The sequence below is a fragment of the Nitrosospira lacus genome (genome assembly GCF_000355765.4).
Lineage (GTDB): Bacteria > Pseudomonadota > Gammaproteobacteria > Burkholderiales > Nitrosomonadaceae > Nitrosospira > Nitrosospira lacus.
Window position 1 is genome coordinate 2,014,378 of sequence record NZ_CP021106.3, and the last position, 15,363, is coordinate 2,029,740.

General features: G+C 55.4%; 14 protein-coding genes. 8 read left to right on the forward strand and 6 right to left on the reverse strand.

The window, feature by feature from the left end; genetic code table 11:
* Nucleotides 1-2: 2 nt before the first annotated feature.
* Nucleotides 3-1,370 (forward strand): ATP-binding protein, encoded by a 1,368-nt coding sequence (locus tag EBAPG3_RS09025; RefSeq protein ID WP_004176642.1) that lies wholly within the window; start codon nucleotides 3-5, stop codon nucleotides 1,368-1,370.
* Here EBAPG3_RS09025 and EBAPG3_RS09030 read toward each other — a convergent pair whose 3' ends face one another.
* Nucleotides 1,371-1,646 (reverse strand): hypothetical protein, encoded by a 276-nt coding sequence (locus tag EBAPG3_RS09030; protein ID WP_004176644.1) that lies wholly within the window; start codon nucleotides 1,644-1,646, stop codon nucleotides 1,371-1,373.
* A 298-nt stretch (nucleotides 1,647-1,944) separates the two neighbouring features.
* On the opposite strand from EBAPG3_RS09030, the gene EBAPG3_RS09035 reads away from it, so the two are divergent.
* Nucleotides 1,945-5,076, forward strand: a complete 3,132-nt coding sequence (locus EBAPG3_RS09035) for an ATP-binding protein (protein ID WP_004176646.1) — start codon at nucleotides 1,945-1,947, stop codon at nucleotides 5,074-5,076.
* A gap of 218 nt (nucleotides 5,077-5,294) precedes the next feature.
* On the opposite strand, the gene EBAPG3_RS09040 is transcribed toward EBAPG3_RS09035, so the two are convergent.
* The 5 genes from EBAPG3_RS09040 to crcB form a co-directional block, all read right to left on the reverse strand.
* Entirely contained in the window at nucleotides 5,295-5,753 is a 459-nt protein-coding gene (locus tag EBAPG3_RS09040) for a hypothetical protein (RefSeq protein ID WP_040851898.1), read from the reverse strand.
* A 253-nt stretch (nucleotides 5,754-6,006) separates the two neighbouring features.
* Nucleotides 6,007-6,663 (reverse strand): response regulator transcription factor, encoded by a 657-nt coding sequence (locus EBAPG3_RS09045; RefSeq protein ID WP_040851900.1) that lies wholly within the window; start codon nucleotides 6,661-6,663, stop codon nucleotides 6,007-6,009.
* A 12-nt stretch (nucleotides 6,664-6,675) separates the two neighbouring features.
* Nucleotides 6,676-8,445 (reverse strand): sensor histidine kinase, encoded by a 1,770-nt coding sequence (locus EBAPG3_RS09050; RefSeq protein WP_004176649.1) that lies wholly within the window; start codon nucleotides 8,443-8,445, stop codon nucleotides 6,676-6,678.
* A gap of 340 nt (nucleotides 8,446-8,785) precedes the next feature.
* Nucleotides 8,786-10,798 (reverse strand): ATP-dependent DNA helicase, encoded by a 2,013-nt coding sequence (locus EBAPG3_RS09055; RefSeq protein WP_004176652.1) that lies wholly within the window; start codon nucleotides 10,796-10,798, stop codon nucleotides 8,786-8,788.
* 127 nt (nucleotides 10,799-10,925) lie between these two features.
* The gene (gene crcB / locus EBAPG3_RS09060) at nucleotides 10,926-11,312 is read right to left on the reverse strand and encodes a fluoride efflux transporter CrcB (protein WP_004176655.1); all 387 of its coding nucleotides are present in this window, start codon (nucleotides 11,310-11,312) and stop codon (nucleotides 10,926-10,928) included.
* A 364-nt stretch (nucleotides 11,313-11,676) separates the two neighbouring features.
* Between crcB and atpD the strand changes: the two genes are divergently transcribed.
* The 6 genes from atpD (at nucleotide 11,677) to EBAPG3_RS09090 (ending at nucleotide 15,361) form a co-directional block, all read left to right on the forward strand.
* On the forward strand, nucleotides 11,677-13,113 hold the full coding sequence (gene atpD / locus EBAPG3_RS09065; protein WP_040851902.1) for a F0F1 ATP synthase subunit beta: 1,437 nt from the start codon (nucleotides 11,677-11,679) through the stop codon (nucleotides 13,111-13,113).
* A gap of 20 nt (nucleotides 13,114-13,133) precedes the next feature.
* The gene (locus EBAPG3_RS09070; protein ID WP_004176660.1) at nucleotides 13,134-13,523 is read left to right on the forward strand and encodes a F0F1 ATP synthase subunit epsilon; all 390 of its coding nucleotides are present in this window, start codon (nucleotides 13,134-13,136) and stop codon (nucleotides 13,521-13,523) included.
* On the forward strand, nucleotides 13,516-13,881 hold the full coding sequence (locus tag EBAPG3_RS09075; RefSeq protein WP_004176661.1) for an AtpZ/AtpI family protein: 366 nt from the start codon (nucleotides 13,516-13,518) through the stop codon (nucleotides 13,879-13,881). The genes EBAPG3_RS09070 and EBAPG3_RS09075 overlap by 8 nt, the downstream gene beginning before the upstream one ends.
* A gap of 59 nt (nucleotides 13,882-13,940) precedes the next feature.
* Nucleotides 13,941-14,258: an ATP synthase subunit I gene (locus EBAPG3_RS09080; RefSeq protein ID WP_004176662.1), complete on the forward strand. Its 318-nt coding sequence runs from the start codon at nucleotides 13,941-13,943 to the stop codon at nucleotides 14,256-14,258.
* Nucleotides 14,248-14,973 (forward strand): F0F1 ATP synthase subunit A, encoded by a 726-nt coding sequence (locus EBAPG3_RS09085; protein WP_004176663.1) that lies wholly within the window; start codon nucleotides 14,248-14,250, stop codon nucleotides 14,971-14,973. Before EBAPG3_RS09080 ends, EBAPG3_RS09085 begins: the two co-directional genes overlap by 11 nt.
* 106 nt (nucleotides 14,974-15,079) lie before the next feature.
* On the forward strand, nucleotides 15,080-15,361 hold the full coding sequence (locus tag EBAPG3_RS09090; protein WP_004176664.1) for a F0F1 ATP synthase subunit C: 282 nt from the start codon (nucleotides 15,080-15,082) through the stop codon (nucleotides 15,359-15,361).
* The last annotated feature ends 2 nt before the right edge of the window (nucleotides 15,362-15,363 follow it).

Consider the following 15,363-nt stretch of genomic DNA (forward strand, 5'->3'; position numbering starts at 1 on the left):
CCGTGCATAGGCTATTCTGGAAAATATTCCTGTCGTTCTGGCTGACGCTGATCATCTTTGCCGCTCTGCTCATGTTCGCGGCTTCGAGTTATCTCGAACATATCCGGACACAACAGGATATCGGCAGCATGCGCGCGCGCTTGTCGGCATACTTCGATCAAGGTCAAGCAGTTGCGAAACAGGGAGGCATGGCAGGGCTCAGAGAATGGCTGGATCGCCTGGACCATCGTGAAGCCATACCCATTTTCCTGATCAACGAGGCGGGAAAGGATCTGCTTGAACGGGAGATTCCAGCCGCCATCATTGCAAGGCTGGATCGAAGGCGAGAACATGCGGAACGCGGAGAGCGAAGAAGGTTGCCTCACCATCAGCCCATCCGGTTACCGGATGGGAGCTCCTACCGCATGCTACCTGACTTTCAGAGTATTACCCTGCTCAGGATTTTGCAGCGTCCCAGGGTTATTGCGCTTCCCGTGGCTGTTGCGGCGCTGGTAAGCGCGCTGATCTGCCTCCTTCTCAGCCGCTACCTTACCTTTCCGCTTGAACGGCTGCGGCGCGCCACCCAGCACATCGCGGCCGGCGATCTTACGCAGCGTGTCGTTCCCTCCATGGGCAACCGCCGGGATGAGATTGCCGATCTGGCAGGTGCGTTCGACAAGATGGCGGAACGGCTGGAAAAAGTATTTGGTGCGCAACGGCAGTTGCTGAGCGATGCCTCCCATGAGCTGCGTTCCCCGCTCGCACGCTTGCAGGTCGCATTGGAGCTTGCCCGGCAGCGATCGCACGGTCAGGTGGAAACCGAGCTTGACCGCATCGAGCTTGAAATAGAGCGCCTGAATGAATTGATTGGCCAACTTCTCGAGCTCTCCCGCCTGGAAGCGGGAGTGGACGCGGCACATGTCGACCAGGTTGATATACAGGATCTGCTCGAAGGACTTATAGAGGACGCACAATTCGAGGCGGGCTCAAGGGGTTGCCAGGTGAAGTTGCAGAAAGCTTTCCCAGCCATGGCCACGGCAAACGCCGTGCTGCTTCACAGCGCGATCGAAAACGTCGTTCGTAACGCCATCAAGTATACAAAACGGGATACGGCAGTTGAAATCAGCATGCTGGAATATGCCGAGGACCCGGACAGGATCACTATTCAAGTGCGCGATCACGGACCCGGGGCGCCTGAAGAAATGCTGCCTTACCTGTTTGAGCCTTTCGTAAGGGTAGAGGAGGCCAGGGATCGCTTGAGCGGCGGGCACGGGCTTGGATTAGCCATCGCCGAACGCGCTATCCGGCTATATGGTGGCGAAATCATGGCAAGAAACGAACCGGACGAAGGATTGAGTATTTACATCCGCCTTGAGCGCGCCAGGACTTGATCAGGACTCGAGAAGCACGATGCGGCCGGACGGTCTCATCGAGGTCGTTACGGATTCGCGCAATAAGACGCTGGTCTTGCCCGGATTGAGAAGCCTGAATACCCTGCTCCGTCTTGCAGAAGCGGCAAGCACGGAGGACAAGCAGGTGACTTTCGAATGTGTTTCAAGTACATTTGGAGCATCTGATTCAAGTCGAAAAAGCAGATCGTCCAGCTGATCATGACTCGATGAATCACCGCTTAAGCCAAACATATCTATCAGTTCTGATTTTTTCATTATCCATTTCCTTGGAGCCGCCGCCAGGATAGATGAATATTCGGTGCTTGACCTAAAATGGGCATCCAGGCCGCCGCAGGCAGACTGAACAATACTTAAACTCGCGCGGGAAGTCGTAAAAGAATGGTTAAATATTGGTTAAATTTCTGCCAGTCGCCGAGAGCGGGATCATGCAAAATCCTTAGCTGTAGACGAGCTTACCCGGAAGATGTGGCCCAAATAGCAAAAACATTGTTATTAATCATAATGCTAACCTGGTAAATAAGCGGTCAACTGCCGGATTTAGGATAATACCAATATGAATACCGGAATTCAGACAAGCTATTGGAAGTTCCATTCCTTCAGGCTGGACAAGGCCAACGCCATACTTTGGCATGATGATCAGGTCGTGCCCTTGCGGCCCAGGAATTTTGCCGCGTTATGTTATCTGATTGAACGGCATGGGCAGCTGGTGACAAAGGACGAGTTGCTGGATAGCGTGTGGCAGCATCGCCATGTCGGGGAGTCGGTGCTGAAAGTGTGCATCAACGAGCTGCGGCAGGCCCTCGGCGATGATGCCCGTGCCCCCGCCTATCTCGTAACGGTCGCGCGACGCGGCTACCGCTTCATCGCCCCCGTTACCCAGGTCCATCCATCAGAGCAATTGGAAGAACCTGCGAAAAAATTCCCTGCCGGCATCCGCCGCGCCCCTCAATCCGGTGCTAGAGCAAACTGGTGGATCGGCCGTGAAACAGCTCAGGCCCAATTGCTGGCTATCTGGCGGCATTCGCTGGAGGGTCTGCGCCAGATTGTTTTCCTGACAGGCGAGCCGGGAATCGGCAAAACTACCCTGGTCGAAATGTTCCTCAACGAGGTGAGCGATTATGCCCCGCTGGTTTTTCGCATGCGCTGCGTGGAGCATTTTGGTCAGGGCGAGGCACTGCTTCCGATGATTGAAGCCATCGAAAAGCATTGTCGGATGCCGGAAGGCGCCAAACTGATCGAGCTGTTGCATCGCCACGCACCGATCTGGCTTGCACAACTGCCATCAGTACTGCAACCCGAGGAACGGGAAGCTCTCCAGCGTGAAATCTTCGGCGCAAGCCGGGAGCGCATGATACGCGAAGGCTGCGAGCTGCTGGAAACTTTGAGCAAGGATGCGTCCTTGATTCTTGTGCTGGAGGACCTCCACTGGAGCGATCATGCAACGCTGGACTTTCTCGGCTTGCTGGCGCGGCGAAGCGAGTCTGCAGCCCTGCTGGTACTGGCGAGCTATCGACCAGTCGATGCCGCCTTGCAGGCGCATTCCGTCGCATTGGTTCACCGTGAATTGCAGTTGCGGGAAATAAGTTCCGAGATAGCCATTGATCCGTTTTCTCCGGACGAGGTCAGAGATTACCTTATCCGTCGCTTCCCGGCCATGGAAATGCCGGACTCTTTAAGTCGAGCCCTTTTTGCCAGGACCGGTGGACATCCGCTATTCGTCTCCAACCTGATCGAATATCTGGTGAGCCATCATCGGCAATGGCCTCCTTCACGGGAGTCGATGGTGGACAAAGCCCTGCCGGATACTATCCGGCGCGTGATCGGACGCGAAATCGAACGATTAAGCCCCGATGAGCAGCGTGTGCTGGAGATTGCCAGCGTGATAGGGGTGCATTTTTCGGTGATATTGCTCGGGGCGGTACTCGATATGGAGACTGCCGAGGTGGATCGCTCCTGCGATGCCTTGGTCAGGCGCGGCCAGATACTGCTTCCGGACGGCATGGAGCAGGGGTCGCAGGGCGATGTTGTCGGCCACTATGCATTCCGCCACGCTCTGTATGTGGAAGTGCTCTATCAACGGCTCGTTCCGGGCCAGATCATCCGATTACATTTGCGCATCGGTGAATGCCTGGAGGAGGTGCACGGCAAGTCGAGCCTGAAGCATGCCGCCGAACTGGCCTTGCACTTCGAAAAAGGGTGGGATTGGATGCGAGCGGTTCGCTATCTGACGCTATCAGCCGCTAATGCCGCGCACCGTTTCGCCAATCGCCAGGCCTACGACTATCTGGTCCGTGCGCTGGGCTTGGTTCACCGGCTGCCGGCAGAGCGGCAGGTGGAAACACGCGTGGATCTTCTGAAGCAATCGTCGGTAGTAAGACGCTCGCTGGGCGATATAGCGGGGGCCAAGGCCGACCTGGAGGAAATGCTTGCCACGGCCAGAACCTCGGGAAGTTCCCGGGCGGAGGTTTTGGCACTTATCGAACTGAGCCGTGTTCTTGTATGGCTGAACCGCCGTCAATGCCTGGAATTGGCGGAACAGGCGTTGGCGCGCAGTAAGGATCTTGATGACAAAATCCTTCAATCGGTGGTCAAGGGCATGTGGGGCGGACTGAATCTGTTATTTGGCCAGTGGCGCGAGGATTGTGCCAGCGCGTGCCGCGAAGCCATGGATGTCGCGCGGGCCGTCGCAACTCCTCAAATACTGCACACCCGGCTGACGCAGCATATCTATATCGAATTGCTGGCTTCGCGTTACAGAAGCGCCTGGACGACGGCTGAAGAAGCCTTGGCGTTATCGCGTACCCTGGGTGATGGCTACATGTTTATAGTCGGGCATTACTACTGCGGATTGGCTCTACTGCACCTGGGCGAATGGCAAAAATTGCGCGAAATTGCGGAGGAGAGCAGGCGTGCATTCGAATCCAACTGTAACGATGCAAATTTACCACTCCGTTTGCACCGTCAGATCATGATGGCGTGGCTGCATGTGGAGGCCTGCGATTTCGCAGGTGCCAAAGCATATTGCGAAGAGGTCCCGGCGGAGAATTCCGGGCCTTGGGCGACCTATATCTCGGCTCATTTTTCGGCCATACTTGGAAGGGCGCTGCTCGGACTCGGAGATCACAAGGGAGCGATTCGATGTTTTGAAATTTTTTTCCAGGCGGAGGAAAACGAATCGTTGCCCTTGTCCCGCAACTATTCCTTCCCGGCTTGCCAGGGAGCCTGTGAAGCCTGGCTATCGCTGGGAGAATTCGGAAAAGCACGCCGCTACGCTCAGCGATTGCACGATCTTGCGGCGGGTGCACCGGAGAGCACTTATCTCGCGCTCAGCTATTCCCTTTTTGCCGAAATCGCCATGAAAGAAAATATTCTGGATGAAGCTGATTCCCAAATCAGGGAGGCACTCGCTCTGGTGGAGAGCACCGAGGTTCCGCTCGCTGCCTGGCGCACGTACGCCACGGCGGCGAAATTGCATTATCTGCGGGGTGAAGAACGCAGGGCCAATGAATGCGAATTAAAGAAGCAAGGATCAGTCAGGAAACTGCTTGCGTCGCTCCAGGACTCCGACCCGTTGCGCAAACATTTATCAAGCTTTGTCGAAATGAGTACTTTGCGCGTGTATCGTACCCATAAGAAAAATAATGACTCTTCTACGCGTGGCAATATATGCTGTGATGCGGTGTGATAACCCCTGCAAACCTTAGAGTATTATCCTTCGATCGCATGAGCCGCGGATGGCCGGCTTAGCCGTGGAACACGGGGTGCACAATATGGCGGAAATTGGCGAGCATGAACCGGACAAGAGGACTGGGCATTCATATCCGTGCGCAGCTTTCCAGTTTTTTTGACGAGATAGGGATTCTTATCGTATCGAAGCCACGTTATGGCGTCGTTGCCGGAACTTTAAATCCGATCTTTGGGATCGGATCCGATCCTGGCCTTGTTTTCCCGATTTTGCTGCCCCGGCGTTTCCATGGGAGTGGCGTAATCGCGTTTCGCGAGTTCCGATGCCATTTTTTGGTGAAAAGCAGCCTGGCGGATGTTTTCCTCTGCGGCTTGCTCGTACTTGTTCACCAACGCCCAGGTACGTGATTGGAAATCTTGTGCCTGCCTGCCGTAGAGATAGCTTTTTTCTTCATAGTGCTGAAGCAATTTCTTTTGCTCCTCTGCCTTTACCCGGATTTCTTTAGCCGTATTTTCATATTGCCTTGCCAGGTTATTGTGGTCGGCATAGGTTCTGGCATGTTGCGCAGCTCTGCGACTAGTATCATTCTGCGCTTCAAGAGGGCCCATTTGCGCGCAGGAAGCCAATAAGCCAAGCATGGACAGGACCGCAACAAATGTTCCTAACCTTGTTTTCATGATAGTAATGAACCCGGATAGAATAAAAATTATCCTAACTCAATCCATACTATTGAGTATATTGGGGAAACCCTGGTTTTATGCTAAGGGAAACCCTTAGGTCACATTTGCATGACAAAAGTGACTAATGTAGATGTGGACAATATGGGAGCCGCTGTGAGGAAAATCAGCCGGACATCCTGCTATCCTGGAAGAAATCGGATCACTGAAAAATATGGGTTCCAGCATGTAGCCGAGGCAATGGCAATGCTTGTTATTGTGCTTCCGAAATCCAGTGGGTGGCATAGCGTATCAAATCGGCGCCGTCTCGCAAATTCAATTTGGTACGAATATTGAAGCGATGCGTCTCGATAGTTTTAATACTGCGGTTTAGGAGCCTGGCAATTTCCTGGCTGCTATGCCCGGATCCGATCAAATGCAGGACTTCGAATTCACTGGGGGTCAGGCTGTTGATCAATGGTTCGGGTTCCGTATTTCCGGTCGCGACCCGATTCAACAGCCTGGCGTGCATCTGCTTGCTCAGATAGACATTTCCCTTTAATACCTCGCGGATGGCGGATACCAGCACTTCACCCGGCTCCTGCTTCATCACGTAGCCGCGCGCACCAGCCCGCAGAGCGCGTTCCGCATATACGCCTTCGTCATGCATGGAGACAACGAGTACAGGCAATGCGGGGATCAGGAGGTGTATGCTTTTGATGACCTCAAAGCCGGAGAGGGTCTTGAGGGACACATCCATTAAAATGATATCAGCATGGTGTCCCGATTTCAGCGTGGCCAGCGCTTCGTCGCCATCGCCGGCCTCGGCAAATACCTCCATATCGGGCTCGAGATTGATGAGCATTGCCATGCCGTGCCGCAGCATGGCATGGTCGTCCACCAGCATTACTTGTGCTTTCAAGGCTGACATACCAGGAAACCCCTAAACCATTCGCATTTCCAGCCGCACCTCCACTCCCCCTTCGGCGCGCGACAGGAATTCCAGCGTCGCGCCAAGCTGCCGGGCACGATACTGCATAATTTTAATACCCATCCCCGGTGTCATCCCGTTTTTTGTGTCAACACCGGCAAAGCCGCTGCCGTTGTCACATATCGACAGGCGCAGCGTGTCTTCGTCGACGACCAGCGAAATTGTCACATGTTTCGCGCCACCGTGCCGTATTGCATTGTTGGTGGCCTCCTGGGCGATCCGGTAAAGGTTAAGCGCAATTCCCTTATCTTTGATAAGGACTTCATTTTCGCATATAAAATCACAAGTGATTTTATAGCTGATTGCGATCCTCGAGGTAAATGCCCGCAATGCGGCCGTCAGGCCATTGGTTTCCAGTTCAAACGGCAGCAGCCCCTGCGCGAGCTGCTTGCATTGCATCACGGCGATCTGCGCCTGGGTCGCGATGGAAGCGGCGACCGTTGCCGTGTCCCCACTTCCCGAAGCGGATATCTTTTTCTCCAGTGCCTTGGCTTGATAACCAATCGCCGCAATCTGCTGCCCGAGGTTGTCGTGCAATTCCTGTCCGATCAAACGCTGTTGTTCCTCCGCGATGGAAACGAGCGCCTCCTCCAGGCGTTTGCGCTCAAGCCATCTCTCCAGATCACTCGCGACCGCATCGATGAGCCTTTGCTCTTCCGGTACCAGGAATGGCTTGTCTTCGGGGTAGAACACGCGCAACTGGCCGCACGGTTTGCTATTGGCGCTGATCTTCGATTGTAGCTCGTGCGTCAGGCCCTGGCCGTGGTTCTCCGAGGTGAAGCGCCTGCCGTCGAGTTCGATCATGGCGGTGGCAATTTCCGGGAACTGCATGGCCGGTATCAGGTGCTCGAAAATATTCTGGCAGACATTGTCCACCGACAATTCCAGCCCCATGCCTTGGCGAATTTCGTAGAGGCAGGTGATTTCCTTCAGGCGTTCGCGCAGCGTCTCATCCATCTGCTTGCGCTCGAGCCACCTTTCCAGATCGCTTGCGACGGCGTCGATGAGCCGCTGCTCTTCCGGTACCAGGAATGGCTTGTCTTCAGGATAGAACACGCGTAATTGACCACGGAGTTCGCCATTGGCGCTGATCCTCGACTGCAGCTCGTGCGTCAGGCCCTGGCCATGATTTTCGGAAGTGAAGCGCCTGCCGTCGAGTTCGATCATGGCGGTGGCCATTTCCGGGAACTGCATGGCCGGTATCAGGTGCTCGAAAATATTCTGGCAGACATTATCCACCGACAATTCCAGCCCCATGCCACGGCGAATTTCATAGAGACAGGTGATTTCCTTCAGACGCTCATGCAGCGCCTCATCGATCTGTTTGCGCTCAAGCCATCTCTCCAGATCACTCGCGACGGTATCGATGAGCCGCTGCTCTTCCGGCACCAGGAATGGTTTGTCTTCAGGATAGAACACGCGTAACTGCCCACAGGGTTTGCCGTTGGCGCTGATCTTCGACTGCAGCTCGTGCGTAAGGCCTTGGCCATGATTTTCCGAGGTGAAGCGCCGGCCATCGAGTTCGATCATGGCGGTGGCCATTTCCGGGAACTGCATGGCGGGTATCAGGTGCTCGAAAATATTCTGGCAGACATCGTCCACCGATAATTCCAGCCCCATGCCACGGCGAATCTCGTAGAGACAGGTGATTTCCTTCAGCCGCTCATGCAGCGCCTGGCCCGCGCTTGCAGGCGCCTCTGCCGCAGGATGGACCGCGTCCATGGCGCTATTATCCTTGCAGGTCATTGAGGACTTTCATCGTTTCGATCATTCTGATGTTTTCGCCTGGTCCGTGGTCGCAACCGCAATCATCCGCCCGGTCTCATTCACCCAACCGGCATCACGAGAGTAACACATCGCCAAGTTTATCCTAAATCAAGCAGCCAGGCGGGGTGGAGGGTGTGGTTTTTTGGTTACCGGGCAAGGCGCAGCGACGATTTTATTCCAGGTCGGTGCGAACAACGCAGCCAAGCGGCGGGGCAACCGGGAATCGGGCCAGTGGTAAACCCTACATAGAGATGAACTCACGTGACGCAATAAATAGTCTCCGTGGATCATGGGGCTATGTTAAAAATGAGCGGTCAACCGCCACATCAGGTTTATAAGAGCATTCACTTTGGGCCAATTCATCACTTCTCGTAAAGAATTTCTCCACTTCCAGAAACTCGCGCGTGCGCTTCATCGGCGGCAGGCTTTGCCAGATCCTTTTTCCATAGGCTTTAGTGATGAGACGCGGGTCGCAGATCATCAGCACGCCACGGTCGGTCTCATCGCGGATGAGTCTTCCCGCTCCCTGCTTGAGGTTGATGACGGCGCGGGGTAGTTGATACTCCATGAAGGCGTTGCGTCCTTCCTTGTTGATTTTTTCGATGCGTGCGGAGAGGACCGGGTCGTCCGGGGGGGCGAAAGGCAGCTTGTCGATCACCACCAGCGACAGAGCTTCGCCGCGCACGTCCACGCCTTCCCAGAAGGATTGGCTGCCAATCAGCACGGCATTGCCTATCTTGCGGAAGCGTTCCAGCATGTGGGAGCGCGAACCCTGGCCTTGCAGCAGTATGGGATAGTCGAGTTTCTCGCGTTCGAATGCCGCCAGCAGCAATTCGTGCACGCGCTGCATCGCCCGCAGGCTGGTGCACAGGAAAAATGCGCGGCCACGGCTCGCCTTCAATACCGGAAGCACTGCTTTCACCACTTCGTCAGTGTATTCGCGGCTGTTCGGTTCGGGCAGACCGGCCGGCACATAAAGTAGGGCCTGATTGGCGAAATCAAACGGGCTTTCCCAGCAGGCGGATCGCGCGGCATTCGACGCCGTGCTCAAACCCATTTCATTCTTGTAATGCGAGAAATCGCCCTTCACCGATAACGTGGCGGAGGTGAAAACCCAGGCACGCGGCGAGCCGCTCAATTGCTTGTTGAATATTTCCGCAATGGAGAGCGGGGTGGCGTTGAGTTGCAGCGCGTGGCTGAACACTTCCACCCAGCGCACAAATCCTTCGGCTTCGGCCTGATCTCGCCAGCGCTTTATATCGCCGGTGATTTCGCGCGCGCGCTGCCAGCAGTTTTCCAGTCCCTCGGAGCGCTCCGCCTGGGTTTCCAGCATGGCCGCCAATGCATCAAGCTTTTCCAGCAGGTCATCCAGCGCACCGCCGAATTTGGCGTTTTGCATCACCGCGGCCAGCGGCATGCGCGTATTTTCGCCCTCGATAGTCAGGCGCAGATCACGCACCGCTTTTTCCATCGCCGCGATGGCCGGGGGCAGGGCGGTAAAATCCTTCGCGCCCAGCAATGCTTCGGCCTCCGTGTCGCGAGCGAGTTCCAGCAATTGGCTGGTGCTCACCGATTCGCCGAAAAACAGGCTGGCGGTTTCGGGCAACTGGTGAGCCTCGTCGAATATCACCGTATTGCAGGCGGGCAGCAGTTCCGACAATCCTTCATCGCGCAGCATGACGTCGGCAAAAAAGAGATGGTGATTGACGACCACCACATCCGCCGCAAGGGCCTGCTTGCGCGCCTCCATGACGAAGCAATTTTTATAATTCGGGCAATCGGAACCCAGGCAATTATCGCGCGTTGAAGTCACCCGTTGCCAGACCTCGGCGTTTTCAGGCACTTCGCTCAGACCGCTTTTATCGCCGCTTTGGGTAACGCCCGCGTAACGCTCGATCAGCTTCAGGTATTTCGCTTCCTCGCGGCTGGCAAAACTTGCGTGCCCATCCTGCAATGTGCGCTCCAGATGATAATGGCAGACGTAGTTCGCCCGCCCCTTCAATAACGCCACGGTGACGGGTGCCTTGAGCGCGGCCCGCACGGTGGGAATATCGCGATTGAAAAGCTGGTCCTGCAGGGTCTTGGTGCCGGTGGAAATGATGACCTTGCCCCCCGCCAGCAACGCAGGAACCAGATAAGCAAAGGTCTTCCCCGTGCCGGTGCCTGCCTCGGCTACGAGGATAGCATTGGTGGCGATGGTGCCTGCTATTGCCTGTGCCATTTCCAGTTGTTGCGCCCGCATGCTATAGCCGGGCACGGTTTTGGCAAGCGGGCCGGTGGAAGCAAAAAATGAGTCGATATCAGGCATGGAGGAGGGTGAGCGAATGGGTGCCATGATAGTGCAGGATCTTGTATTTATCCAATTTTATACTGTCATGGTCAAGCATCGGGTTTGCGATAAATCTTGGCCTCCATACAGCTTTTAGCTGTTTAGCCTAGGCTTGCGCCAGCCACTTGACCGTCATCATTCCCAATATCGTCATCACCAGGGAACCCGCCAGATGTGAAAAAATGATGAGGAACCCCCAGCCATATTGCTCGCGCAACAACAGCGTGACGGTTTCAGCGGAAAAAGTGGAAAAGGTGGTCAGCCCGCCGAGGAAGCCGGTAATGGCGAACAGTCGCGCTTCGGGCGGCAGCAGCGTGTTGTGATGAAAATATTCGAGCGCCATGCCGACAAGATAGCCGCCAGTCAGATTGGCGGCCAGAGTGCCCAAGGGAAGGGTAGGAAATACCGGATTCAGGATGATGCCGAACCACCAGCGCAGCCATGCACCCAGCGCTGCGCCCGCTCCCACTGCCGCTACCGCATAGATGCCCATTTTCCGTTCTCTGTATGGGAAGATACAAGAATACTTCGAATCAAAAGTTTCAGCCATCGTGTTTGGGACATCTGTCCGGCAAGACTCGAAATTGTTTCCGGCAGGCTGCTAGAATTAAGTAAGCATGGCATGCTATACATAAAATAGTGAGGTGTTGGAAGGGGTCGGCATGGCAACGCTATATCACCAGATATGGATAAATGCTCCGGCAGTGAAGTTGTACGAAGCAGTTTCCACTAAAAAGTCCCGGCTTTTGCAGCTATCATTGGAGCGTAGCGTTGCAAAAACTTGAACCGTGGTGAATCACAATAACTGCGCGCGGCTGAATCGCGTCATATTGCCGCCTTGTCTGCCAGGGGGAAACATGAAGACTGCGGGTGCTCTCCCGGAATCCGGCTCGGTTATTTCTGTGCGGGGAGGCATCGTGGACATACGGTTTGAAAATCGCGTGCCGCCTATCCATTCGTTGTTGCGCACCGGGCAGCAAGGGAAAATTATTATCGAGGTGTTGTCCCAGCTCGACGGGCGCAACGTGCGGGGAATCGCGCTAACCCCCACGCAAGGTCTCGCGCGGGGCATGCCAGTCACGGACACGCATGGGCCACTGCTGGCGCCGGTGGGCAACGCCACGCTCTCGCGCGTGTTCGACGTGTTCGGCAACCCTATCGACCGGGGGCCGGTGCCCGCAAACGTGGAATGGCGTAGCGTCCATCATTTGTCTCCGCCTCTGGCGCGGCGCTCCACCCACTCCGAGATCTTTGAGACGGGCATCAAGATCATTGATGTTCTGATGCCCCTGGAACGGGGAGGCAAAGCGGGCCTGCTGGGCGGCGCGGGCGTGGGCAAGACGATATTGCTCACCGAAATGATCCACAATGTGGCCAGACAGCATGAGGGTGTCAGCATTTTTTGTGGCATAGGCGAACGCTGCCGCGAAGGAGAGGAACTCTATCGTGACATGAAGGCGGCCGGTGTACTGGAGAACATGGTGATGGTGTTCGGCCAGATGAATGAGCCTCCCGGTGCGAGGTTCCGCGTAGGACATGTTGCGCTGACCATGGCCGAGTATTTTCGTGATGACGAGCATCGTGATGTGTTGCTGCTGGTGGATAATATTTTCCGTTTCATCCAGGCGGGCATGGAAGTATCCGGGCTGATGGGTCAGATGCCGTCGCGCCTGGGATATCAGCCCACGATGAGCACGGAGCTCGCGCAATTGGAAGAACGCATCGCCAATACCGACACCGGCGCGATCACATCGATACAGGCGGTGTATGTCCCGGCGGATGATTTTACCGACCCCGCGGCGGTACACGCTTTTTCTCACTTTTCAGCGTCCATCGTGCTTTCGCGTAAACGCGCCAGCGAGGGGTTGTACCCGGCCATCGATCCGTTGCAGTCCAATTCCAAGATGGCGACGCCGGGCATTACCGGTCAACGGCATTACAGGATCGCGCACGAGATTCGGCATACACTCGCACAATACGCGGAACTCAAAGATATCATCGCCATGCTCGGGTTGGAGCAGCTATCCCCGGAGGACCGCAATGTGGTGGCTCGTGCGCGGCGGCTGGAGCGCTTCTTCACCCAGCCTTTCTTCACAACCGAGCAGTTTACCGGCATCAAGGGAAAGCTCGTCAGTCTCCAGGATGCGCTGGACGGCTGCGAACGCATTCTCCAGGACGAGTTCAAGGATGTTCCGGAGCGGGCGTTATATATGATCGGAACGATTGACGAGGCGAAAATAAAGAATAATTTCGTGAAAGCGCGGGTAAAGCCGCAACCCGGGATTCCGGGATAAAGTGTGACGCAGAAATCCTCATGAATCTTAAAATTCTTCTGCCTTATCGAATTTTCGCGAACAAGACCGGCGTGGTCCGTATCGTCGCCGAAACGGGTGCGGGATCGTTCGGACTCCTGCCCAATCGGCTCGACTGCGTGGCGGCGCTGGTGCCTGGTATTCTTGTTTTCGAGACGGGAGAAGAGGGCGAGACTTACGCGGCAATCGATGAAGGCATCCTGATAAAAACAGGTGCGGACGTGCTGGTTTCAGTTCATAACGCCATAGAGGGAAGCGATCTCGCCAGCTTGCGCGAGGCCGTGAGGAATGAGTTTCTAAAGCTTGATGAACAGGAGCTGAGCTTGCGCCGGATAGTGGCGAAGATGGAAAGCGGATTTATTCGCCGCTTCGCAGAATTTCATCATGAATGAAAAGGCGGAAGAGGGGAAAGCCGGGAAGAAGCCCCCCTTAGATGAGCATGAACCGGAATTGAGCCGGCGAGTAGGTGCCAGAGCGGCACGCAAGCTCAGGGCACAACGGGTGCAACGCAGTGGTGCGCAGGTGGTCTGGTCTGGATTGGGCATGATCGGGCTGGTGGGCTGGTCGGTAGCTGTGCCAACGCTGCTGGGCGCTGCATTGGGCATCTGGCTGGATAAGAGCTATCCAGCGCGTTTTTCATGGACTCTGACCATGCTGCTAATTGGCATGATTATCGGCTGCCTGAATGCCTGGCATTGGGTAGCCAAGGAAGATAGCGTAACCCATGAGGAGCAAGAGGAGCAGGAGTAACAGGAATGTCAGGAGCAGGGGTGCGGGGATCGGAGTAGCATAAAGAAGGAGAGTGGTCGATGAGTGAAACGTGGGTGTTATCGCTGGCGGCGGGCATCCTGCTCGGAGTGATTTTCTTTGGCGGGCTATGGTGGACGGTGCGTAGTGGCATTTCATCCCGCCAGCCGGGGCTCTGGTTCATCGGCAGCATGTTGCTGCGTATCAGCATTGTCATCACGGGGTTCTATCTGCTACTTGGCTTGCCGGGTGCAAGCTGGAAAATACTGCTTACAGGTTTGCTGGGGTTTTTCATCGTGCGACTGATTGCGACGCGGCTTGTGGCTGCGGAGAAATCAAACCTCGACCATCTGGAACGGAAGACCGGCCATGCACCTTAGTCCCGACAACATTATCTTCTGGGAGTATGGATTCATAAAACTGAATGCCACGATTGTATATACCTGGGGGTTGATGCTGGTGCTGGCAGCGGGTTCAAGCGTCATTACCCGCAAACTCTCCATCGGGCTGGAACGCGCCCGCTGGCAGAATCTGCTCGAAATCATTGTTATAGCTATCCGCAATCAGATCAGGGAAGTAGGCTTGCGCCAGCCGCAGATATATTTCCCCTTTCTCGGCACGCTGTTTGTGTTTATCGCCGTGGCGACCCTGCTTACTGTCATTCCGGGGTACGAGCCGCCGACCGGGTCTCTCTCGACTACCACGGCGCTGGCGATTTGCGTGTTTATCGCTGTGCCGCTGTATGGTATCAGGGAGCAAGGGCTGGGCCGCTATCTGCGCTCCTACCTTAAGCCCATACCCCTCATGCTGCCATTCAATATCATCGGTGAGTTCTCGCGTACGCTGGCCCTGGCTATCCGGCTCTTCGGCAACATGATGAGCGGAACAATGATTCTCGCCATCCTGCTGACCATCACACCGTTTATTTTTCCGATTGTCATGAGTGTGCTCGGTCTGCTGACGGGCATGGTGCAAGCCTATATTTTCAGTATTCTGGCCACAGTCTACATTGCGGCCGCCACGTCTGATCATGCCGTCCACGCCAATGTCAATCGTGGCGAGGCGGATGCGGGAAATCAGAAGATCAGGCAATAGAGATCATGTCCATGAACAGCTTATGCAGGATGGGTAAGGCGCAAGTTATCCATCAAAACCACAGACAAATGAATACGACCCGGTACAAATAACACAAGGAGAAATTATGGATAGCATGACCCTTATCGCGATCGTATCAATTCTCGCGGCCGGCCTCACAATCAGCCTCGGGGTGATTGGTCCGGCTCTGGGAGAGGGGAAGGCGGTTGCTACGGCGCTGACTTCACTGGCGCAGCAGCCCGACGCCGCCGGAACCATTACCCGGACATTATTCGTCGGATTGGCGATCATCGAATCGCTGGCTATTTACTGTTTCGTGGTTGCCATGATTCTTATTTTCGCAAATCCGTTCTGGAATCATGTCATTGCCCAAGCTGCCGGAAAATAAGC